Below are 20,867 nucleotides of genomic sequence, written 5' to 3'. Positions count from 1 at the left end.
GCGCCATTCCCCAGAGACGACGCCCCGCGCCGCGCGCCTGCCGAGTTGGCACTCATTCGCAAGAGGCATTGATTGCAAGGCGGCAATGTATTATCCAAGCATCAGGAAGAGGTAATCTAGTATTGAATCCTTCTAAACTGGCCCCGTTACGGAAGTTCCGGTGCGGGGCGCATAGCTAGTCTGGAGCGATTTCAAAATGGGCAGGCATGAACACGGGGCCGGCGCCTTCGGCGTCGAGACGGGCGAGGCGGGTGGGCTCAGGGCCGGGCGGGCGTGCCGCGCCATTCCCATGACCGATGCGCAGCTCGACAGCCGCGACCTTTTCGCCGCAGGGCGGCTCGTCACCATCACCCACGGCGAGCACACCTACCAGCTGCGCCTGACGGCCCAGAACAAGCTGATCCTGACCAAGTAGCCGTCCTCCCGCGCGCCTTGCCTTTGCCGCGTTTCGCCGGCATCAGGGCGGCCCCTTCCGGTGGTGCGCGCGGTGCGGCCGGACCGGCCCTTTTCGGCCGGGGGGTTTCTGCTATTGTCCGCGCCGTTTTCAGCGGATCAAAACAGAAGCATGGCCATCACAGAGCCGGCGTCCGAAAAGCGCCGGGCATTCGACCTCGACCTGCCGCGACGCCTCCTGCGCGTCATGGAGTGGGCTTCGGCGCGCCACGGCCGCGCGAGCCTGCTCCTCGTGGTGGTGGCGCTTCTCGCCTTCCTGCCGGGCTTCTTCCAGCTCTCGCCCATCGACCGCGACGAGGCCCGCTTCGCGCAGGCCACCAAGCAGATGCTGGAGAGCGGCAATTTCGTGGACATCCGCTTCCACACGCAGGCGCGGCACAAGAAGCCGGTCGGCATCTACTGGCTGCAGGCCGCCACCGTGACCGCCGGCGAGGCGATCATCGGCCCTTCCGCCCGCACCTCCATCTGGCTCTATCGCCTGCCGTCCCTGTTCGCCGCCATCGGCGCGGTGCTGCTCACCTACTGGACCGCGCTCGTCTTCCTGTCGCGGCGCGGCGCGCTGTTCGCCGGCCTGATGATGGCGGGATGCGTGCTCCTGGGGGTGGAGGCGCGCCTCGCCAAGACCGACGCGGTGCTGCTGTTCACCATCCTCGCCTCGTTCGGCGCGCTGGCGCGGGCCTATGTCCGCCCCGCCACCGAGCGCGCCGGCGACTGGGGGCTTGCCGCCATCTTCTGGACCGGCCTCGCCGCCGGCATTCTCATCAAGGGCCCCATCGCGCCTTTGTTCGTGGGGCTGGCGGTGGCCGCGCTCGCCATCGCCGACCGCTCCGGCGGCTTCCTGAAGCCGCTGCGGCCGCTGCTCGGCCTCCTGTGGTGCCTGCTGCTGGTGCTGCCCTGGTTCGTTGCCATCTACTACGTCACCAACGGCGCCTTCTATGAGCACGCCGTGGGCGTGGACATGCTGGGCAAGGTGGCCGACGGTGCCGAAGGCCACTGGGGTCCGCCGGGCACCTATTTCCTCGCCGCGTGGGGCACGTTCTGGCCGTCCGTGGTGCTGGCCGCCATGGCCGCCCCCTTCGCCTGGCGCGAGCGGCGGGATGCCAGCGTCCGCTTCCTGCTGTGCTGGCTGGTGCCGGGCTGGCTCGCGTTCGAGATCGCGGTGACCAAGCTGCCGCACTATGTGCTGCCGCTCTATCCCGCGCTGGCCATCCTCGCGGCCCTCGCCATCGAGCGCGGGGCGATCGCCCGGGCCGGCAGCCGGCTCGCCGGGCTGGTGTGGCTGTGGCCGGTGCTGGCCATCGTGCTGTCGCTGGGGCTGGGCGGGGCCTACGTGTGGCTCGGCAGCGGCTTCGGCCTCGCCGCATGGCCGCTGCTGGCGCTGGCGGTGCTGCTGCTGGTGATGGCGGCGCGATCCTTCCCGAAGGTGGGCATCGAGGGCGCCTTCCTCACCGCGCTCCTCGGCGCGCTGGTGCTCTATCTCGCGGTCTATCAGGCATTGCTGCCGCAGATGCGCGCCCTGTGGATCTCCGAGCGGCTCGCCGCCGTGGTGCGCGAGGAGGGGTGCCCCGCGGCCAACGTCTCCTCCTTCCCCTATCAGGAGCCGAGCCTCGTGTTCCTGGTGGGCACGAAGATCAATTACGGCCCGCCGGATGAGGCCGTGGCCATCATGAAGAAGGGCGGCTGCGCCCTCACCTTCACCGACGAGCGCTTCGCGCCGCTGTTTGCCAAGCGCGCTGCCGCCGCCGGGCTGAAGTATCACGCGGTCGCGACCATCGCCGGCTTCACCTACAACGGCGGCCGGCGCACCTCGATCACCGTGTTCCGCACCGACGAGGCGCCGCAGTGAGCCTCGAGGCCGCTCCCGAGGCGCCGGCCGGCGCCGCGCTGCCCGTCTCCGGCCTGCGCCGGCTGGGGCAGGGGGCGCGGCTGCTGGTGGTCTCCGTCGGCGCGGCCCTCGCCTATCTCGCCCGCCGCCGCATCGGCGTGCCGCTGCCCCGGCTCGGCTTCGCCGGGCGGTGGGAGGCGCTGGCGCTGGCCCTCCTCGCGGCCGGGCTGGTGGCCGCCGCCATGATCCTGGTGGACCCGCTGGTGCCCGGCCTGCGGCTGAAGCTGCCGGGCTGGCTCGTCACCCTGTCCGAGCGTATCACCGACCTCGGCTTCAGCGGCGTGGTGCTGTGGCCGCTCGGCATCGCGCTCGCCTATGCGCTGCTTTTGACCCACGCGGGCGACGCCGCGACCCGGCGCATCGCCGCCGCGTTCGCCGCGCGGGTGGGCTTCCTGTTCCTCGCCATCGCGCCCGTGGGGCTGGGCGTCGCGCTCTTCAAGCACCTGCTCGGCCGCGCGCGGCCCTATGCGGCCTTGCACCTGCCCGGCCCCAATCCGGAGATGACGTTCCAGTTCCTCGGCTGGAAATCGAGCTTCGCCTCCTTCCCCTCCGGCCACTCCACCACCACGCTCGCCATGGCGGTGGCCTTCGCCGCCCTGTTCCCGCGCGCCCGCGGCATCCTGCTGGCGCTGGCGGTTCCGGTGGTGGCGACGCGGGTGGTGCTGGGCTCCCATTATCCCAGCGATGTCATTGCCGGTGCGGCGATCGGCGCGGGCTTCGCGCTGTGGATGATCCGCGTGTTCGCGGCGCGCCGGCTGGTGTTCCGGGTTGACTCCCAAGGGGGGATCGCGCCCATGGCGGGGCCGTCCGCGCGACGGCTCGGCCGCCTCCTGCCCCGCGCGCCCTCCAGCCCCGCCGTTCCAGCCGAAGAGGCGAGACCGTGACTTCTGATGCTGCCAACCTGACCGCGGCCCCCCGCCTTTCGGTGGTGATCGCCGTGAAGGACGAGGCGGACAACGTCCTCCCGCTCATCGACGAGATCGACCAGGCGCTCGTGGCCGAGCCGTTCGAGCTGATCTTCGTGGACGACGGCTCCACCGACGCCACCCTCGCCAACCTGCGCAAGGCGGCGCAGACGCGGCCCTACCTGCGCATCCTGGTGCACGAGAAGTCCTGCGGGAAGACGGCGGGCGTGGACACCGGCGCCCTTGCCGCGCGCGGCGACATCCTGCTGCTGCTGGACGGCGACGGCCAGAACAATCCCGCCTACCTGCCCGAGATGATCCGCGTCATGGATGCCGGCGGCCCGCGCCTCGGGCTGGTGCAGGGCGAGCGGCAGGGGCGCAAGGATACCCGCTTCAAGCGCTTCCAGTCGCGCCTCGCCAACCGCATCCGGAACGCGCTTCTCAACGATGGCTCGCGCGATACCGGCTGCGGCCTCAAGGTGGTGCGGCGCGAGGTGCACCTGCGCCTGCCGGTGTTCGACGGACTGCACCGCTTCATGGCGGCGCTGGTGCGGCGCGAGGGGTATGAGACCGCCACCGTGAAGGTGGTGGACCGCGACCGCTGGTCCGGCGTCTCCAAATACGGCTTCTGGAACCGCCTGTGGGTGGGCATCGCCGATCTCGGAGGGGTGTACTGGCTGATCCGGCGGCGGCGCGTGCCGCGCGTGGTGGAGCGCGACTGATGCTCTATTTCCTCTCCGAAATCGGCACCTACCTCCACGAGGTCTTCATCGACCAGTTCGACGCGTGGGTGCTGCTGGGACTTGTGGCCCAGTTCATGTTCACCATGCGCTTCGTGGTGCAGTGGATCGCCAGCGAGCGGGCGCAGCGCTCGGTCATCCCGTTCGCCTTCTGGACCTTCTCGCTCGGCGGCGGGACGCTGCTGCTGGTCTATTCCATCTACCGGCGCGATCCCGTGTTCATCGCCGGGCAGGCGCTCTCCACCTTCATCTATATCCGCAATCTGCAGTTCGCCCTGCGCGAGCGTCGCGCCAACCGCGCCGTGACCTGACCGTTACGTGACCTGACCGCTACGTGACCTGACACGACGGGCCCGGCGGTCGCTCGGGGCCCGTCGCTGCTCCCCGGCTCGCCCCCACAGCTTCCGCACAGGCCTGAAACAAGCGCCCCGCCAGCTGCCGGTCCAATCCATGGCCGTGCGGCGGGCGGGGCGCATTGCGTATGCGGCCCGCGCTCAGTGCAGGATCTGGCTCAGGAACAGCTTGGTGCGCTCGTGCTGCGGGTTCGAGAAGAAGGCGTTGGGCTCGTTCATCTCGATGATCTGCCCCGCATCCATGAAGATGACGCGGTTGGCCACCTGACGGGCAAAGCCCATCTCGTGGGTCACGCACAGCATGGTCATGCCGTCCTGGGCGAGGGAGACCATGGTGTCCAGCACCTCCTTCACCATCTCCGGGTCGAGGGCCGAGGTCGGCTCGTCGAACAGCATGATGCGCGGGCGCATGCACAGGGCGCGGGCGATGGCCACGCGCTGCTGCTGGCCGCCGGAGAGCTGGCCGGGGTACTTGTGCGCCTGATGCGGGATCTTGACCTTCTCGAGGAAGTGCATGGCCAGATCCTCGGCCTCCTTCTTCGGCATCTTGCGCACCCACATGGGCGCGAGCGTGCAGTTCTCGAGGATGGTCAGGTGCGGGAACAGGTTGAAGTGCTGGAAGCACATGCCCACCTCGCGGCGCACCTCGTCGATGCGCTTGAGGTCGTCGGTCAGCTCGATGCCGTCGACCACGATGCGCCCCTTCTGGTGCTCCTCCAGCCGGTTGATGCAGCGGATCAGCGTGGACTTGCCCGAGCCCGACGGCCCGCAGATGACGAGGCGCTCGCCCCGCTCCACGGTCAGGTTCACGTCGCGCAGCACGTGGAACTCGCCGTACCACTTGTTCACGCCGATGAGCTCCACGGCCACCTTGGGGGCGTTGGCCTCGCTCGCGGCGATGATGGGATCTGTGCTCACGGTCCTGTCCCTTTCGTTAGTGGTGGCGGCCGCGGTCGAGGCGCTTCTCCAGCGCCATCGAGTACCGGGACATGCCGAAGCAGAAGACGAAATAGATGATGCCGGCGAAGCCGAAGCCGGTGAACAGCGTGGTCGGCGAGGCCCAGTTGGGGTCGGTGAAGGCCGCCCGCATGGCGCCGAGCAGGTCGAAGATCGAGACGATCAGCACCAGCGTCGTGTCCTTGAACAGGCCGATGAAGTTGTTGACGATGCCGGGGATCACCAGCTTCAGCGCCTGCGGCAGCACCACCAGCCGCATCATCAGCCCCGAGCGCAGGCCCACCGCCATGGCGCCCTCATACTGGCCCTTGGGGATGGCCTGCAGGCCGCCGCGCACCACTTCCGCCATGTAGGCCGAGGCGAACAGCGCGACACCCACCAGCGCGCGCAGCAGCCCGTCGATGGTGAGGCGCCCGGGCAGGAACAGAGGCAGCATGTAGGTGGCGAAGAACAGCACCGTGATGAGCGGCACGCCCCGCCAGAACTCGATGAAGACGATGGAGGCGATCTTCACCAGCGGCAGCTTCGAGCGCCGCCCCAGCGCCAGCAGGATGCCGAACGGCAGCGACACGGTGATGCCGGTGACGGCGATCACCAGCGTCACCAGAAGGCCGCCCCACAGCCGCGTTTCCACCTGCGGCAGGCCGAGCGGCACGTCCACCGCGAGCAGCACGATGGCGAGGATGCCGAACACGGTGAGGCTGGTGCGCACCGACCCGCGCGCCGCCGCCTCCCCCGCGAGGAAGCGGGAGATGGCGTAGACGATGGCCGTCACCAGCACCGTCGAGAGCGCGAAATCGAGCCAGAACGACAGCCGCATGCCGCTGCCGGTGGCCGGCACCAGATCCGAGAAGCCGAGATAGCCGAATAGGAAGGTGCGCAGGTCGAGGTTGCCGCCGGTGAGCAGCACGAACGCCACCACCGGGTAGACGCCGAAGAAGGCGATGGCGTTCAGCCGCTTGCCGGGGATCTTCTGGATCAGCAGCGGCAGCAGCAGGAGCGCGCCCAGCGCGTAGACCACGTTCACGCGCCAGCGCTCGGTGGCCGGGTAGAAGCCATAGACCAGCTGGTCGAACTTGGCCCAGACGAACGGCCAGCAGGCGCCGACGGTGCGGCCCACCTTCTCGGGCAGGCAGGCGTCGCGGTTGGTGCCGGTCCACACCGCGTCGATGAGGAAGAACTTCACCAGCGGCGGCACGGTCGCGTAGACCAGCCACGCGCCGAACAGGGTGAGCAGGATCTGCGGCACCGAGCCGAACAGGTGCTCGCGGGCCCAGCGGATCGGCCCACGGGTGGAGACGGGCGCCGGCTCCGGCTCGCGGAAGGCGCTGGAGACGAAGGGCTTCGCCGGGGTGATGGCGGGGCGGGTGGCGGAGATGTCCGTCATGTCACCGCTCCACCAGCGCGACGCGCTTGTTGTACCAGCCCATGACCAGCGAGGTGACCACCGAGATGGTGAGGTAGACCGCCATGGTCACGGCGATGATCTCGATGGCCTGCCCGGTCTGGTTCAGGGTGGTGCCGGCGAACACGGCGAACAGGTCCGGATAGCCCACCGCGACGCCCAGCGACGAGTTCTTGGTCAGGTTGAGGTACTGGCTGGTCAGCGGCGGCACGATCACCCGCATGGCCTGCGGGATGATGACGAGGCGCAGCGTCGGCCCGGTCCTCAGGCCCAGCGAATGGGCCGCCTCGCTCTGGCCCTTGGACACCGCGAGGATGCCCGAGCGCACGATCTCGGCGATGAAGCCGCCGGTGTAGATGGCGAGCGCCAGCAGCAGCGAGACGAACTCGGGGATGACGCGCAGGCCGCCCACGAAGTTGAAGCCGCGCAGCTCCGGCTTCTCCACGGTGACGGGGAAGCCCGCCAGCGCGGAGGCGATGAGCGGCAGGCCCACCAGCAAGGCGAGGCCGGTCCAGAACACGGGGAAGAACTTGCCGGTCGCCTCGCGCCGCTTCTTCGCCCAGCGGGAGATGACGAAGATCGCCACCACCGCCGCGATCAGGGCGTAGAGGATGGCCATGGAGCCGTCCTCGAAGACGGGGCGGGGCAGCACCAGGCCGCGGTTGTTCACGAACACCGCCGGCGCCGTGAGCGAGGCGGCGAAGTTCGAGAGCGGCGCGCCCATCCCCGCAAGGCCGATGGCGGAGAGGCCGGAGCCGATGGCGCCGATCAGCGGCTGCAGGCCGAAGCCCCAGCTCTGCCGCGGGCCGGGCAGTGCGGCGAGCACCGCGAGGTACCAGAACAGGATCTGGAACAGCGGCGGCAGGTTGCGGGTGATCTCCACGTAGGCGGAGGCGAGCGCCTTGATCACCACGTTCTTCGACAGGCGCGCCACGCCCATGAGGAAGCCGATGACGGTGGCGAGGATGATGCCGAGGAAGGCCACCAGCAGGGTGTTCAGCAGGCCCACCACGAAGGCGCGGCCGTAGCTCATGGATTCATTGTAGGGGATCAGCGACTGGCTGATGGCGAAGCCGGCGCGGTTGTCGAGGAAGCCGAAGCCGGAGGCGATGCCGAGCCGGGCGAGGTTCGCCTGGGCATTGGCGTAGAACGACCAGGCCATCCACACGAGGATGAGCGCCAAGACAATCTGGATCACCGAGGAGCGCAGCTTGGGATCCGTCCAGGACCAGCGACGGCGCGACGCCGCCGGTGGCCCCGAAAGGCGAACATCCGACATGGTACCCCCGAGAAAGCCGGGCTTTCAGCCCCTATTGTGTTGTGGAGAGCGGGCGCCGGTGTCCGGCGTCCGCAACCCTTTCGGAAGGAGCGCGGCGCGCTCCAGCTGCGGGAGGGAGGGCGCGGCGCGCCCCCGCCTCAGCGCACCGGCATGCCGTACTGGATGCCGCCCTTGGTCCACAGGTTGTTCAGCCCGCGCTCGATGCCGAGCGGGGTGGCGGGGCCGACGTTGCGGTCGTAGATCTCGCCGTAATTGCCCACCGCCTTGACGATGCGCACCGCCCAGTCGGCCGGCAGGCCGATGCCCTCGCCATACTTGCCGTCCGTGCCCAGCAGGCGCTTCACGTCCGGATTGGCGGAATTCATCATCTCGTCCACGTTCTTGGACGTGACGCCCAGCTCCTCGGCGTTGAGCAGCGCGAAGTAGGTCCACTTCACGAGGTCGAACCATTGGTCGTCGCCATGGCGCACCAGCGGGCCGAGCGGCTCCTTGGAGATGGTCTCCGGCAGGATCACGTGGTCGGCGGCGTTGGTGAGCTTCAGGCGCACCGCGGCGAGCTGCGAGCGGTCGGCGGTGAACACGTCGCACCGGCCGGATTCATAGGCCTTCACGGTCTCGTCGAGGGTCGCGAACGCGATCACCTCGCGATACTTCATGTTGTTGGCCCGGTAGAAGTCGGAGACATTGAGCTCGTTGGAGGTGCCGGTCTGCACGCAGATCGAGGCCTCCTGCAGCTCCTTGGCCGACTTCACGCCCACCGACTTGCGGATCAGGAAGCCCTGGCCGTCGTAATACATGACGCCGGCGAAGTTGAAGCCGAGCGTGGTGTCGCGCGACATGGTCCAGGTGGTATTGCGCGACAGGACGTCGATGGCGCCGGAGGTCAGCGCGGTAAAGCGGTCCTTGGCGGACAGCGGGCTGAACTTCACTTTCGTGGGATCATTGAAGATCGCCGCCGCGATGGCGCGGCAGAAGTCCACGTCGAGGCCGCTCCACTCGTTCTTGTCGTTGGGGCTGGAAAAGCCCGGCAGGCCCTGCGACACGCCGCAGTTCAGGGCGCCGCGGGCCTTCACCTCATCGAGCGTGGCCGACTGGGCGGCGCCCGCCAGCGACAGGAGCCCGAGTGCTGCGAGGAGGATGCGTTTCACGGAAGGTTCCTTCTCTGAGATGACGCCCCGCGGCCCCCGACGTTCGCTCCGGCCGCTCCGCATCTTGCCGCGGCCTCGACGGGACGACCCAAGACGTCTATCCCGCCCATCACAACCCCTCGGCGCGGATGGGTCAATAGCACCATGACCGCATTCCGATACCATAGGCACAGGAGATTTGCATGGCGAGCGGGCATGATGAGAGAACAGGCACTCCGGAAAGCCTCGGCGCCGGCACCCGGATCGTTCATGCGGGACGCGATCCGCAGCGCTTTGACGGCTTCGTGAACACGCCGGTCGTGCGCGGCTCCACCGTCCTCTCCGCCACCTATGACGACCTCATCCATCATCGCGGCCGCTACAGCTATGGCCGGCGCGGCAATCCCACCACCGAGGGATTCGAGGCGGCGCTGCGCGCGCTCGAGGGCGGCGACGGCGTGGCCCTCACCCCGTCCGGCCTGTCTGCCGTCACCATTTCCCTGCTCTCGGTGCTGGGCGCCGGCGATCACCTGCTGATGGTGGACACCGCCTATCGCCCCACCCGCACCTTCTGCGACAGCGTGCTGAAGCGCCTGGGGGTGGAGACCTCCTATTACGATCCCTTTGTCGGCGCCGGCATCACCGAGCTCATCCGGCCCAACACCCGGGCCATCTTCCTCGAATCGCCCGGCTCCCAGAGCTTCGAGATGCAGGACGTGCCCGCCATCACCGCCATCGCGCGGGAGAAGGGCATCACCACCCTCATCGACAACACCTGGGCGACGCCGCTCTACTTCAAGCCACACGCCCACGGGGTGGACATCTCCATCCAGGCCGGCACCAAGTACATCGGCGGCCACGCCGACCTGAACCTCGGCACCATCTCCGCCGTCGGCCCGGCGTGGAAGAAGGTCATCGCCACCCACGGCACCCTCGGCATCACCATCAGCCCGGACGATGCCGCCCTCGGCGCGCGCGGCCTGCGCACGCTCGCGGTGCGGCTGGAGCGGCACTGGCGCTCGGGGCTGGAGATGGCCGAGTGGCTGGCGGCGCGGCCCGAGGTCTCCCGCGTGCTGCATCCGGCGCTGCCGTCCGATCCCGGCCACGCCATCTGGAAGCGCGATTTCTGCGGCGCCAGCGGGCTGTTCTCGCTCATCCTGAATCCGGTGCCGGAGGCGGCGGTGGCCGCCTTCTTCGATGCGCTGAAGCTGTTCGGCATGGGCTATTCGTGGGGCGGCTACGAGAGCCTCGCCATCCCCTTCGACTGCTCGGACTACCGCACCGCCACCAACTGGGACGTGGAAGGCCCGGCCGTGCGCCTCCACATCGGGCTGGAGGACGTGGCGGACCTCAAGGCGGACCTGGACCAGGCGTTCGCCAAGCTGCGCGCCGCCGCCTGAGGCCGCCGCTATCGGCGCGGGGTGGAAACCCCGCCGCCGCGCGGGCGTTCTCCCAGCATCAGGGCGATGTGAGGAGAACGGCCATGCAGGATCCCGTCGAGGCGCGCGAGGAGCGCGCGTTCCGCCAGCCCGACGGCCGCACCGCGGAAGGGGCGCCGGTGACGCCGGCGGTGAAGGCCCGGCAGGGCCTCGCCGCCGGCCGCGTCCTCACGGTGCTGCTGGTGGGCATCGGGCTCGTGATCGTCGCTTTCGCCGTCAGCTACATGGGCGCGGTGTAACCGGGCGCGGGTGTAGAGGGGGCCCCGGATCACGGTCCTCGGCCCGCGAAGGTCCGCGACCGCGAGGCTGAAGGCGCCGGGGCCGCCGGAGCAGCCCGCCCGCAGCGCGGCTGCCGCGTGCCGGGTCCCGGCGCGATCGGGCCGCAGCGGTGCCGATCAGCCGGCGTCGGGCGGCGCTTCCGCCCCCGGCGCCACCGATGGCGGCGAGCATCATCCCCCGTGCCGGCACCCGTCGTGCGCTGACCGGCGCGCGGAACTCACACCGGGATGTTGTCGATGAGCCGCGTGGTGCCGAGCCACGCCGCCGCCAGCAGCCGGACCGGCTCGCCCGGCCCCTTCAGCGGCGCCAGCGTCTCGGCGTTGCGGGCGGCCACGTAGTCGACCTTCAGGCCCAGCGCCGCGATCATCCCCTGCGCCACGCCAACCGCCTCGTCGGGCGCGGTGCCGGCGCGGATGGCCTCGGCCGCCCGCGTCAGGGCGGTGAAGATCACCGGGGCGATGCGGCGCTCCTCCTCGTCCAGATAGGCGTTGCGCGAGGAGAGGGCGAGGCCGTCCGCCTCGCGCGTGGTGGGAACGCCCACCACCTCCACGCCGAGGTCGAGGTCGCGCGAGAGGCGCGTGACCACCTTCAGCTGCTGGTAGTCCTTCTCGCCGAACATGGCGTAGTCCGGCCGGCACTGGGTGAACAGCTTGCCCACCACGATCGCCACGCCGCCGAAGAAGTGCGGGCGGAAATCCGTCTCCAGCCCCTCGGCCGGGCCGCCCATCTCGATGCGGGTGGCAAAGCCGGCGGGGTACATCTCGGTGGGGGTGGGCGCGTAAACGAGGTCCACGCCCACGTCCGCCAGCTTGAACAGGTCCGCCTCCAGCGTGCGCGGATAGCGCGAGAAATCCTCGTGCGGGGCGAACTGCGTGGGGTTCACGAAGATGGACACGACCGTGCGCTGCGCCAGCTCGCGCGCCCGCTCGGCCAGCGCCACGTGGCCGGCGTGCAGCGCGCCCATGGTGGGCACCAGCGCCACGCGCGCGCCCTCGGCCCGGAAGCCGGCAACCGCCGCCCTGAGGTCCGCCACGCGCCCAACGACCTTCGGCAATGTCGCCATGTCCCAGCCTCGCCTTCCTGCCCCCGGCCGCGTTCCATCGCACGGCGCGGGGGAGGAGATACGGTGTCGCCGCCCCGTCATCAACTCTCTTGGCGTCCGCTCCGGGCGATCCGCTGTCCGTGCCGATGCTCCGGGACGGCCCTTGGTTCCGCCCGGGCGCGGGATTATGTGTGGACCGAAGAGGGATCGATGACGCACAAGGACCGGCAGAAGAGCCCGCAGGTAACCCCCACCGAGAGCCCCGTGCAGTCCGGCAGGCAGGCCGGCGCGCAAGCCAACGGGGCGGTGGCGCCTTCGAGCGCCGACGACATCGCCCGGTTTCTTTCGGCGGTGCGCGATCTGCCGCCGGCGCGGGCCGGGCAGGGGCGCGGGCGCCTCGCCTTCGCGCTCGACGCCACCGGATCGCGTCAGCCCACCTGGACGCTCGCCTGCGATATCCAGGCCGACATGTTCGCCGCCGCCGCCAGCCACGGCGGGCTGGACATGCAGATCGTCTATTACCGGGGCCACGATGAGTGCCGCGCCTCTCCTTTCGTGGCCGATGCCGCGACGCTGGGGCGGCTCATGCGCCGCATTTCCTGCGAGGGCGGGCTGACCCAGATCCACCGCGTGCTCGGCCACCTCGGCCAGGAGGCGGAACGCTCCGGCCTCAAGGCAGCGGTGTTCGTGGGCGACGCCATGGAGGAGGACGCCCACCGCCTTGCCGAGGCCGCCGGCCAGCTGGCCCTGCGCGGCGTGCGCCTGTTCATGTTCCAGGAGGGCGACGACGGGCGGGTGGAGGACACCTTCCGCGCGCTGGCCCGCATCACCGGCGGCGCCTGGTTCCGCTTCGATGCCCGCGCTCCGCACGAACTGCGCCAGCTGCTGGCGGCTGTCGCGGCCTACGCGGCCGGCGGCGCCCCCGCGCTGGAGGCCCGGCGCGATGCCGGCGCGCGCCGCCTCATCGCCGCGCTCGGCCGCTGAGCCGTTCGCGCGGATGCCGTTCCCCGACACCCTCGCCCTCGGCCGGCCCCGCCGCCGGGAGCCTGCCCATCCGTCGGCGCGCGCGGCGTGCCGCCATTTCGGGAGATCTTCGTGATTAGCCTCATCGCCGGCGTCGTGCTGCTGGCCGTCGGCCTCTACGGCCTCAAGCTGTGGACCCGCGCCGACCCCAAGGTGCTGATGGCCATCCTCATGCGCTCGCTGGCCTATGCCGCGCTGCTGGGCGCGGCTGGCGCGCTCGCCACCGGGCGGTTCGCGGCGGCGGTGCCGCTGGCGGTGGTGGGCATCGGCCTGCTCGGCCGGCTCGATCCGCAGGGGGTGGGGGGATTTCTGGGCGGCCTGTTCCGCCGCAACAAGGCGCCGAAGGTCTCCGGCGTGCGCACGGCGCTGCTGGAGATGGAGCTGAACCATTCGACCGGCGAGATGCGGGGGCGGATCCTCTCCGGCCCCCATGCCGGCAGCAACCTGGACGATCTGGACATCCCGGCGCTGGTGGCGCTGCGCGCCGCGTGCGACGCGCAGTCCCTGGCCTTACTCGAAGCTTATCTCGACCGCCGGGCGCCCGCCTGGCGTGAACACGCTCAGGCCGATGCGGGTGGCGGGCAGATGGGCGGCGCTCCCGGCAGCCGGAGCGACGGCACGATGACCGAGCAGGAGGCCTACGAGATCCTTGGCCTTCCGCCCGACGCGGATGCCGAGGCCGTCCGTGCGGCCCATCGCTCCCTGATGAAGAAGCTCCACCCCGATCATGGCGGGTCCAGCTATCTGGCGGCGAGGATCAATCGAGCCAAGGACGTGATCTTGGGCAAGCATGGCTGATTCTCATGCAGGACTTCAATTCTTAAGAGTCATGCAGTCGAAGTCGTTACGCTTGAGTAAACGGCAGGCCTCGCGGGCATTCTTCTCGGTCAGGCCGGAGAAGCGGGCGCGGTAGAGGTCGGACGACCCCTTGGTCACCTTCTCGGTGTAGGGATCGGCGCTGCCCAGCACGGACTTGGCGCGGCTGCGGGCGGCGTCGAGCTTGGCCTTGGCCTCGCGCTCGCCACCGAAGGCGCCGATCTGGATGCCCCAGCCGGACCGGGCCGAGGCCGGGATGGCGGACGCGCTGGCGGCGGGCTTGGGCGCGGCGGCCTGCTGCGGCACGGCCACCGGGGCGAGGGATGCGGTGCGGATGGGGCGCTGCGGCGCCGCCGCCGGCTCGGCGCGGCGCTGGGCGGCGCGCACGGCGCGGGCGTAGGCGTCATCCGGCTCCATGGCGGCGATGCGGGCGGCGCGCAGGGCTTCTTCCGAGGCGGTGCTGGCCACCGCCGAGGCGAGGCGGGACGTGTCCTTGCCGGCGGGCGCCTGGGGAGCAGCAGCGGCCGGCTGGGCGGAGGCGGTCTGCGTGCCGGTGTGGCGCATCTGGCCCTGCGCGGCGGCCTGGGCGGCTGCAGCGGCGGGGGAGAGCGAGCCGGAGGACGGGCCGAGATAGCCGAGCACGCCGGCCGGGGCGGAGAAGCCCACGGGCAGGATCGGCGCGCCCACGGACTGGGTGGCCGCCTGCTGGGACGCAGGCTGCGGCGCGGCGCGGCTCGCCGTCTGCACCGGAGCGGGGGTGGGAGCAGGGGCGTTGGCGGCGCCCGCCTGGCTCGGCCGCTGCACGGCGACGGTCTTGACCGCGGTGGGACGGATCGGCTCGGCGGAACCGGGCTTCACGCCCGCGCCCTGGGGAATGGAGGCGGTGGTGGCGGGATCGCCGCCGGCAAGCTGCGCCGCGGCGGGCTTCGGCAGGGGAGCGACCGCGTGGGGCTGCTCCTCGTCGCGGCGGGCGGCCACCGGGGCGGGGGCGCTGGCGAACAGCGGGCGGGAGACCGGAATGGCGGCCTCCGCGACTTCCGTCACCTTGGGCGCGGTGCGCATGCCGGCATAGGCTACCGACAGGTTCTGGTTGATGAGGCCGGTCATCCGCGCATCGCGCGAGCCGGCGGATGAGCCGCCCAGCACCACGCCCACCAGGTAGCGGCCGTCGCGCTTGACCGAGGTGACGAGGTTGAAGCCGGAGGCCTGGGTATAGCCGGTCTTGATGCCGTCCACGCCCTCCACCCGGCCGAGCAGCCGGTTGTGGTTACCGATGGCCTGGCCGCGGTAGTAGAAGGTGCGGGTGGAGAAATACCGGTACTGCTTGGGGAACCGGTCCTGCACCGCGCGGCCGAGGATGGAGAGGTCGCGGGCGGTGGTCACCTGGTTCGGGTTCGGCAGGCCCGAGGCGTTGCGGAACACGGTGCGGCTCATGCCGAGGGCGCGGGCCTTGGCGGTCATCATGTCCGCGAAGTCGGATTCCGTGCCGCCCAGGTTCTCGGCGATCACCACGGCCACGTCGTTGGCGGAGCGGGTGACCAGCGCCTTGATGGCGTCCTCCACCTCGATGGTGGAGCCCGGCTTCACGTTCAGCTTGGAGGGCTGCTGCGACGCCGCCTTGGCGGAGACCTGCAGGTTGCTGTCCAACTTGAGATTACCGGCCTCCAGCTGCTCGAACAGGAGGTAAAGCGTCATGATCTTGGTGACTGAGGCAGGGTGTCGCAGGGCGTCCGCATTGTCCTCGTACAGGACCTTGCCGGTATTCGCGTCCACGATGATGGCCGAAGAGCCATAATGCCAGCGGCTGGCATCCTCGCGTCCGGACGATGGCGCGGAGGCGACGGCGCGGGACTTGGAGCTGGCCTTGGACCGATCCTTGCGCTCGACCTGGGTCTTCTTGCGCGGCTTCGCGTCGGCCACCGTGGTGGTGAGGGTGAACGCCGCAAGCACCGCAAAAGCAAGGGCTTTCGTGGTGAAGGCGAGGCCGGCTGGCGATGTCCGCATGAACTTGTGTCCCGTGTCGCAGGTCGCAGTCGTCATGGTTTTCCCGCGCCCGTTGTGACAGGAAAGCCTTGCCGAAGGCTTGTGCGTCGCATCGGGAGTGAAGGAAGCGACCTGCTGCTGACCCTAAAAACGCGGAGTTACCAAGGCGTAAACCGGGCGGCGGTGCCATATTGTGCGCTGCACAAAATTCACTTGACGGCCGTGCTGCAGTGCATAATATCCACAGCTGAGCGGAGGCATAATCCACTCGACGCGGGGCCGGCGCGATAGCTGGCGGAAAAGGGGACTCCCATGGTTCAGAACGCTGAAGAGCTGCAGAAGATCAGCAAGGACAACATCGAAGCCGCCATGAAGAGCTTCGGCACTCTCTCGAAGAGCGCCCAGGCCATCGCGGTCGAGATCGCCGATTACACCAAGGCCTCGTTCGAGCAGAGCACCGCGGCGCTGGAGAAGCTGCTCGGCGCCAAGACCGTCGAGCAGGCCATCGAGATCCAGCAGACCTATCTGAAGTCCGCCTACGAGGGCGCCGTGGCCCAGGCGACCAAGATCGGCGAGCTGTACACCGAGCTCGCGAAGGAGGCCTACAAGCCCTTCGAGACCTCTTTCGGCAAGTTCCCCCGCTGAGGGACGGCCTTCCCTCCCTGAGGGAACGGTTCTGCCCGCACCGCGGGCGGACCGCCGGGGCAGCGGTTCTGCGTCGCCCGGCATCTGCGGCTCTGCGTGAGCCGCGCGCGTAGCTGCGTCAACAAGGCCCGGCCCCGTGCCGGGCCTTTGTCGTTCCCCGACAGGCTCCGCCTCTGGCGGAAGGGCCGCGCGCTTCCTATTATCCGGAGCGATCAGGGAGCAGCGCTACCCTCCGAGCCATGGCCGGGAGAGCGGGTGAAAGCGCGACGGATATGATGCACGTTTCCAATTTCTCGCTTCAGGCGGTCCGCATGGCCGGTCCCGAAACCCCGCGGCGCCCCGGTGGCGACGGTCCGGGAACGGCCGTCATCACCCGCACCAAGCCGCAGACCAAGCGGCCGAGCCTGTATCGCGTCCTGCTGCTGAACGACGACTACACCCCCATGGAGTTCGTGGTTCACGTGCTGGAGCGGTTCTTCAACAAGAACCGCGACGACGCCAACCGCATCATGCTGCACGTCCATCACCATGGCGTGGGCGAGTGCGGCGTTTTCACCTATGAGGTGGCCGAGACCAAGGTCACCCAGGTGATGGACTTCGCCCGCAAGCACCAGCATCCGCTCCAGTGCGTGATGGAAAAGAAGTGAGCGGCCGCTAGAGCCGTTCCCCGGGGCCGCCGCGACGGATCGCGGCCGATCGCCCGAAAGCAGCGCCAGCGCTTGAAAATGCCCACTCGAACCGGAGCCGGCCGCAGCCGCTTCGGGCGCCGGCGTGCGGCCGCATGGTCGCCGATCACGGATCCGCGGGAACCGGTTTCGGCCACATGAGGGGCTTGCGCACTGCGGCATCCAGTACGAAGTTTGTGTGAATGGCGCACGCGCTCCACGAGCCGGCGGGGTCTCCGACGGACGGGGGTGACGCGCGAAACGAGGTGTCGATGCCTACTTTCTCACGCAGCCTCGAACAGTCGCTCCACCGTGCGCTGGCCCTCGCCAACGAACGCCACCACGAGTACGCGACCCTCGAGCACCTGCTCCTCTCCCTCGTGGACGATCAGGACGCCGCAGCGGTGATGCGGGCCTGCAACGTCGACATGGAGAAGCTTCGCCGCAATCTCATCGAATACGTGGACACCGAGCTGGAAAATCTCGTCCAGTCCGGCTCTGACGACAGCAAGCCCACCGCCGGCTTCCAGCGCGTCATCCAGCGCGCGGTGATCCATGTGCAGTCGTCCGGCCGCGAGGAGGTCACCGGCGCCAACGTGCTGGTCGCCATCTTCGCCGAGCGCGAGAGCCATGCCGCGTATTTCCTGCAGGAGCAGGACATGACGCGCTACGACGCGGTCAACTACATCTCCCACGGCATCGCCAAGCGCTCCGGCATGTCCGAGAGCCGGCCCGTGCGCGGCGCCGAGGAGGAGACCGAGACCAAGTCCGGCGACGAGCAGAAGAAGAAGGCCGATGCGCTCGACGCCTACTGCGTGAACCTCAACAAGAAGGCGCACGAGGGCAAGATCGATCCCCTCATCGGCCGCGCCAAGGAGATCGAGCGCACCATCCAGATCCTCTGCCGCCGGCAGAAGAACAACCCGCTGTTCGTGGGCGACCCCGGCGTCGGCAAGACCGCCATCGCCGAAGGCCTCGCCAAGCGCATCAATGACGGCGAGGTGCCGGAGGTGCTCGCCACCGCCACCGTCTTCGCCCTCGACATGGGCGCGCTGCTCGCCGGCACCCGCTATCGCGGCGACTTCGAGGAGCGCCTGAAGCAGGTGGTGAAGGAGATCGAGGCCTATCCGAACGCGATCATGTTCATCGACGAGATCCACACGGTCATCGGCGCCGGTGCGACCTCGGGCGGGGCCATGGATGCGTCCAACCTCCTGAAGCCGGCGCTGGCCTCGGGCACCCTGCGCTGCATGGGCTCGACCACCTACAAGGAATACCGCCAGTATTTCGAGAAGGACCGCGCCCTCGTCCGCCGCTTCCAGAAGATCGACGTGGCCGAGCCCACCGTGCCGGACGCCATCGAGATCCTGAAGGGGCTGAAGCCCTATTTCGAGGACTACCACAAGCTGCGCTACACCAACGAGGCCATCAAGGCCGCGGTGGAGCTCTCGGCCCGCTACATCCATGACCGCAAGCTGCCCGACAAGGCGATCGACGTGATCGACGAGAGCGGCGCGGCGCAGATGCTGCTGCCCGAGGCCAAGCGCAAGAAGACCATCGGCCTCAAGGAGATCGAGGCGACCATCGCCACCATGGCGCGGATCCCGCCGAAGACCGTCTCCAAGGACGATGCCGAGGTGCTGGCCAACCTGCAGACGACCCTGAAGCGGGTGGTCTACGGCCAGGACAAGGCCATCGACGCGCTCGCCGCCTCCATCAAGCTCGCCCGCGCGGGCCTGCGGGAGCCGGAGAAGCCGATCGGCAGCTACCTGTTCTCCGGCCCCACCGGCGTCGGCAAGACCGAGGTGGCCAAGCAGCTCGCCTCCATCCTCGGCGTGCAGCTGCTGCGCTTCGACATGTCGGAGTACATGGAGCGGCACACGGTCAGCCGCCTCATCGGCGCGCCTCCCGGCTATGTGGGCTTCGACCAGGGCGGCCTGCTCACCGACGGGGTGGACCAGAACCCGCACTGCGTGCTGCTGCTGGACGAGATCGAGAAGGCCCATCCGGACCTGTTCAACATCCTGCTGCAGGTGATGGACCACGGGAAGCTGACCGACCACAACGGCAAGCAGGTGGATTTCCGCAACGTCATCCTGATCATGACGACCAACGCGGGCGCCGCCGACCTCGCCAAGCCGGCCTACGGCTTCACCCGCACCAAGCGCGAGGGTGACGATTCGGAGGCCATCAACCGCACCTTCGCGCCGGAGTTCCGCAACCGGCTCGACGCGGTGATCCCGTTCGGCCACCTCACCACGGACATCATCACCCAGGTGGTGGAGAAGTTCGTGCTGCAGCTGGAGGCGCAGCTCGCCGACCGCAACGTCACCATCGAGCTCTCCGACGAGGCGGGCGCGTGGCTGGTGGAGCGCGGCTACGACGAGCAGATGGGCGCGCGCCCCATGGCCCGCGTCATCCAGGAGTACATCAAGACCCCGCTCGCCGATCTGGTCCTGTTCGGCGCGCTCAAGAACGGCGGGCATGTCCGCGTGGTGGTGGAGGGCGAGGGACGCGACTCGAAGCTCGGCTTCGAGTTCCCCGAAGGCCCCGTCACCCCCAAGCCGGACAAGATCGCCCCCGCCGCCAAGCGCCGCAAGCCGGTGGCCAAGGCCAAGGTGGCGCGCCCCAAGGGTCCGAAGTCCGGACCCAAGGGCGGGCCGAAGTCCGGCCCCCGGTCCGGCCCGGCGGGCGGCGGCTCCGGACGCTCCGGCAGCCCGGTGCCGAAGCTGCCGCTGGTCAAGGCCTGAGCCTGAAGCGCCACGCAAAACGAAAGAGGCGGCCCTCGCGGGGCCGCCTCTTTTGCGTTCCGGTGCCGGATGAACGCTGGCGCTACTCCGCAGGCTCGGTGTGCTTCAGGCTGCCGCCGTGCAGCTTCTTCAGCTTCGCCTTCAGCGCGGCCGGCGGCGGGGCGTAGATGAAGCCGAACGACACGCAGCCCTCCTTGCCCTCCACCGCATGATGCAGCCGATGCGCCTGCACGAGGCGCTTCAGGTAGCCGTTGCGCGGCACGTAGCGGAACGGCCAGCGCTGGTGGGTGATGCCGTCGTGCACGAAGAAATAGAGGAAGCCGTAGACCGTCATGCCCACGCCCACCCACAGCAGCGGTCCGCCGTTGCGGTAGAAATAGATCAGGGCGATGGCGATGCCGGCGAACAGGACGGCATACAGATCGTTACGCTCGAACACGCCGTGGCGCGGCTCGTGGTGCGACTTGTGCCAGCCCCAGCCGAAGCCGTGCATGATGTATTTGTGCGCGGCCCAGGCCACCCCTTCCATGGCGGCGACGGTGGCGACCACGATGAGCGCGTTGACGAGGAAGGCGAGGGCGGTTGACATGCTGATCCCGGAGGCTTGCTGCTCGGTTGCGGACGGGCGCCGCCGGTGGCGGGCCAGCCCTTTCGGATGCAGCATATACAGCATTCGCCGGCGCATCGCCCTGTGCCAGATCAACACCCCGGGGGGCGCACCGGCAGCAGGAGGAACGCCATGACCGTGGATCGCAAGGCAACCTTCAGCCCTGAGGAGATCACCGCGCGCCTCGCCGCCGAGCTGCCCCACTGGCGCTATGAGGACGGCTGGATCCGCCGCACCTACAGGACCAACAGCTGGAAGGGCACGCTGATGGTCATCAATTGCGTGGGCCATCTGGCCGAGGCCGCGTGGCACCATCCGGACCTCACGGCTTCGTACGCCTGGGTCGAGGTGCGCCTCCAGTCCCATGACGCCAAGGGCATCACCGTGCGCGATTTCGCCCTCGCCAGGAAGATCGAGGAGGTGGTGCAATGGCAGCCCGGCGCCGCGCCCGACGCGCCGCTGGAGGGCACGCCGCAGCACGACCTGCGCTTCTCCTACATCAAGTATGATTGAG

The 20,867-nt window shown here is 69.4% G+C and carries 20 protein-coding genes; 13 read left to right on the top strand and 7 right to left on the bottom strand.

The window, feature by feature from the left end; translation table 11 throughout:
* Positions 1-196: 196 nt before the first annotated feature.
* From V5F49_RS00950 to V5F49_RS00930, 5 genes are all read left to right on the top strand, one after another.
* Positions 197-415 (top strand): hemin uptake protein HemP, encoded by a 219-nt coding sequence (locus V5F49_RS00950; RefSeq protein ID WP_394116396.1) that lies wholly within the window; start codon positions 197-199, stop codon positions 413-415.
* Positions 416-565: 150 nt separating this feature from the next.
* Entirely contained in the window at positions 566-2,299 is a 1,734-nt protein-coding gene (locus tag V5F49_RS00945; RefSeq protein ID WP_394116397.1) for an ArnT family glycosyltransferase, read from the top strand.
* Positions 2,296-3,222: a phosphatase PAP2 family protein gene (locus tag V5F49_RS00940; protein ID WP_394116398.1), complete on the top strand. Its 927-nt coding sequence runs from the start codon at positions 2,296-2,298 to the stop codon at positions 3,220-3,222. Before V5F49_RS00945 ends, V5F49_RS00940 begins: the two co-directional genes overlap by 4 nt.
* The gene (locus V5F49_RS00935) at positions 3,219-3,965 is read left to right on the top strand and encodes a glycosyltransferase (protein WP_394116399.1); all 747 of its coding nucleotides are present in this window, start codon (positions 3,219-3,221) and stop codon (positions 3,963-3,965) included. Before V5F49_RS00940 ends, V5F49_RS00935 begins: the two co-directional genes overlap by 4 nt.
* Positions 3,965-4,294, top strand: a complete 330-nt coding sequence (locus V5F49_RS00930) for a lipid-A-disaccharide synthase N-terminal domain-containing protein (protein ID WP_394116400.1) — start codon at positions 3,965-3,967, stop codon at positions 4,292-4,294. The genes V5F49_RS00935 and V5F49_RS00930 overlap by 1 nt, the downstream gene beginning before the upstream one ends.
* A 183-nt stretch (positions 4,295-4,477) precedes the next feature.
* Here V5F49_RS00930 and V5F49_RS00925 read toward each other — a convergent pair whose 3' ends face one another.
* From V5F49_RS00925 to V5F49_RS00910, 4 genes are all read right to left on the bottom strand, one after another.
* Positions 4,478-5,254, bottom strand: coding sequence for an amino acid ABC transporter ATP-binding protein (locus V5F49_RS00925; RefSeq protein WP_394116401.1), 777 nt, complete (start codon positions 5,252-5,254; stop codon positions 4,478-4,480).
* Between the two features lie 16 nt (positions 5,255-5,270).
* Complete coding sequence (locus V5F49_RS00920; protein WP_394116402.1) at positions 5,271-6,680, bottom strand: amino acid ABC transporter permease; 1,410 nt, start codon at positions 6,678-6,680, stop codon at positions 5,271-5,273.
* Position 6,681: 1 nt separating this feature from the next.
* Positions 6,682-7,977, bottom strand: coding sequence for an amino acid ABC transporter permease (locus V5F49_RS00915; protein WP_394116403.1), 1,296 nt, complete (start codon positions 7,975-7,977; stop codon positions 6,682-6,684).
* Between the two features lie 137 nt (positions 7,978-8,114).
* Complete coding sequence (locus V5F49_RS00910; RefSeq protein ID WP_394116404.1) at positions 8,115-9,125, bottom strand: amino acid ABC transporter substrate-binding protein; 1,011 nt, start codon at positions 9,123-9,125, stop codon at positions 8,115-8,117.
* A gap of 182 nt (positions 9,126-9,307) precedes the next feature.
* On the opposite strand from V5F49_RS00910, the gene metC reads away from it, so the two are divergent.
* Together metC and V5F49_RS00900 are read left to right on the top strand one after the other, a co-directional pair.
* Positions 9,308-10,504, top strand: coding sequence for a cystathionine beta-lyase (metC, locus tag V5F49_RS00905; protein ID WP_394116405.1), 1,197 nt, complete (start codon positions 9,308-9,310; stop codon positions 10,502-10,504).
* Positions 10,505-10,587: 83 nt separating this feature from the next.
* Positions 10,588-10,782 carry a hypothetical protein gene (locus V5F49_RS00900; protein WP_394116406.1) on the top strand — a complete coding sequence of 65 codons (195 nt, stop codon included), beginning with the start codon at positions 10,588-10,590 and terminating at the stop codon, positions 10,780-10,782.
* Positions 10,783-11,039: 257 nt separating this feature from the next.
* Here V5F49_RS00900 and panC read toward each other — a convergent pair whose 3' ends face one another.
* Entirely contained in the window at positions 11,040-11,885 is an 846-nt protein-coding gene (panC, locus tag V5F49_RS00895) for a pantoate--beta-alanine ligase (RefSeq protein ID WP_394116407.1), read from the bottom strand.
* A 189-nt stretch (positions 11,886-12,074) separates the two neighbouring features.
* On the opposite strand from panC, the gene V5F49_RS00890 reads away from it, so the two are divergent.
* Together V5F49_RS00890 and V5F49_RS00885 are read left to right on the top strand one after the other, a co-directional pair.
* Entirely contained in the window at positions 12,075-12,848 is a 774-nt protein-coding gene (locus V5F49_RS00890) for a vWA domain-containing protein (RefSeq protein ID WP_394116408.1), read from the top strand.
* Positions 12,849-12,959: 111 nt separating this feature from the next.
* Positions 12,960-13,685 carry a DnaJ domain-containing protein gene (locus V5F49_RS00885; RefSeq protein WP_394116409.1) on the top strand — a complete coding sequence of 242 codons (726 nt, stop codon included), beginning with the start codon at positions 12,960-12,962 and terminating at the stop codon, positions 13,683-13,685.
* A gap of 15 nt (positions 13,686-13,700) precedes the next feature.
* On the opposite strand, the gene V5F49_RS00880 is transcribed toward V5F49_RS00885, so the two are convergent.
* A complete protein-coding gene (locus V5F49_RS00880; protein ID WP_394116410.1) occupies positions 13,701-15,743 on the bottom strand; it encodes a D-alanyl-D-alanine carboxypeptidase family protein in 2,043 nt (680 codons plus the stop codon).
* Between the two features lie 255 nt (positions 15,744-15,998).
* On the opposite strand from V5F49_RS00880, the gene V5F49_RS00875 reads away from it, so the two are divergent.
* From V5F49_RS00875 to clpA, 3 genes are all read left to right on the top strand, one after another.
* On the top strand, positions 15,999-16,331 hold the full coding sequence (locus V5F49_RS00875) for a phasin family protein (protein WP_394116411.1): 333 nt from the start codon (positions 15,999-16,001) through the stop codon (positions 16,329-16,331).
* A gap of 311 nt (positions 16,332-16,642) precedes the next feature.
* Positions 16,643-16,978, top strand: coding sequence for an ATP-dependent Clp protease adapter ClpS (gene clpS, locus V5F49_RS00870; RefSeq protein ID WP_394116412.1), 336 nt, complete (start codon positions 16,643-16,645; stop codon positions 16,976-16,978).
* Positions 16,979-17,268: 290 nt separating this feature from the next.
* Positions 17,269-19,746 carry an ATP-dependent Clp protease ATP-binding subunit ClpA gene (gene clpA, locus V5F49_RS00865; protein WP_394116413.1) on the top strand — a complete coding sequence of 826 codons (2,478 nt, stop codon included), beginning with the start codon at positions 17,269-17,271 and terminating at the stop codon, positions 19,744-19,746.
* Between the two features lie 82 nt (positions 19,747-19,828).
* On the opposite strand, the gene V5F49_RS00860 is transcribed toward clpA, so the two are convergent.
* Complete coding sequence (locus V5F49_RS00860; protein WP_394116414.1) at positions 19,829-20,335, bottom strand: sterol desaturase family protein; 507 nt, start codon at positions 20,333-20,335, stop codon at positions 19,829-19,831.
* A gap of 150 nt (positions 20,336-20,485) precedes the next feature.
* Between V5F49_RS00860 and V5F49_RS00855 the strand changes: the two genes are divergently transcribed.
* Positions 20,486-20,866: a 4a-hydroxytetrahydrobiopterin dehydratase gene (locus V5F49_RS00855; protein WP_394116415.1), complete on the top strand. Its 381-nt coding sequence runs from the start codon at positions 20,486-20,488 to the stop codon at positions 20,864-20,866.
* The last annotated feature ends 1 nt before the right edge of the window (position 20,867 follow it).

It is taken from the genome of Xanthobacter lutulentifluminis, from assembly GCF_043194675.2.
Classification (GTDB): domain Bacteria; phylum Pseudomonadota; class Alphaproteobacteria; order Rhizobiales; family Xanthobacteraceae; genus Xanthobacter.
The sequence above is the reverse complement of the archived record's forward strand: the minus strand, read 5'-3'. Positions and strand labels throughout refer to the sequence as shown.

What these genes read in the sequence shown, in the direction of transcription:
- V5F49_RS00950 (WP_394116396.1), top strand. Translation starts at nt 197, where the DNA reads ATGGGCAGGCATGAACACGGGGCCGGCGCCTTCGGCGTCGAGACGGGC.
- V5F49_RS00945 (WP_394116397.1), top strand. Translation starts at nt 566, where the DNA reads ATGGCCATCACAGAGCCGGCGTCCGAAAAGCGCCGGGCATTCGACCTC.
- V5F49_RS00930 (WP_394116400.1), top strand. Translation starts at nt 3,965, where the DNA reads ATGCTCTATTTCCTCTCCGAAATCGGCACCTACCTCCACGAGGTCTTC.
- V5F49_RS00920 (WP_394116402.1), bottom strand. Translation starts at nt 6,680, where the DNA reads ATGACGGACATCTCCGCCACCCGCCCCGCCATCACCCCGGCGAAGCCC.
- V5F49_RS00915 (WP_394116403.1), bottom strand. Translation starts at nt 7,977, where the DNA reads ATGTCGGATGTTCGCCTTTCGGGGCCACCGGCGGCGTCGCGCCGTCGC.
- metC (WP_394116405.1), top strand. Translation starts at nt 9,308, where the DNA reads ATGGCGAGCGGGCATGATGAGAGAACAGGCACTCCGGAAAGCCTCGGC.
- V5F49_RS00900 (WP_394116406.1), top strand. Translation starts at nt 10,588, where the DNA reads ATGCAGGATCCCGTCGAGGCGCGCGAGGAGCGCGCGTTCCGCCAGCCC.
- panC (WP_394116407.1), bottom strand. Translation starts at nt 11,885, where the DNA reads ATGGCGACATTGCCGAAGGTCGTTGGGCGCGTGGCGGACCTCAGGGCG.
- V5F49_RS00890 (WP_394116408.1), top strand. Translation starts at nt 12,075, where the DNA reads ATGACGCACAAGGACCGGCAGAAGAGCCCGCAGGTAACCCCCACCGAG.
- V5F49_RS00880 (WP_394116410.1), bottom strand. Translation starts at nt 15,743, where the DNA reads ATGACGACTGCGACCTGCGACACGGGACACAAGTTCATGCGGACATCG.
- V5F49_RS00875 (WP_394116411.1), top strand. Translation starts at nt 15,999, where the DNA reads ATGGTTCAGAACGCTGAAGAGCTGCAGAAGATCAGCAAGGACAACATC.
- clpS (WP_394116412.1), top strand. Translation starts at nt 16,643, where the DNA reads ATGGCCGGTCCCGAAACCCCGCGGCGCCCCGGTGGCGACGGTCCGGGA.
- clpA (WP_394116413.1), top strand. Translation starts at nt 17,269, where the DNA reads ATGCCTACTTTCTCACGCAGCCTCGAACAGTCGCTCCACCGTGCGCTG.
- V5F49_RS00860 (WP_394116414.1), bottom strand. Translation starts at nt 20,335, where the DNA reads ATGTCAACCGCCCTCGCCTTCCTCGTCAACGCGCTCATCGTGGTCGCC.
- V5F49_RS00855 (WP_394116415.1), top strand. Translation starts at nt 20,486, where the DNA reads ATGACCGTGGATCGCAAGGCAACCTTCAGCCCTGAGGAGATCACCGCG.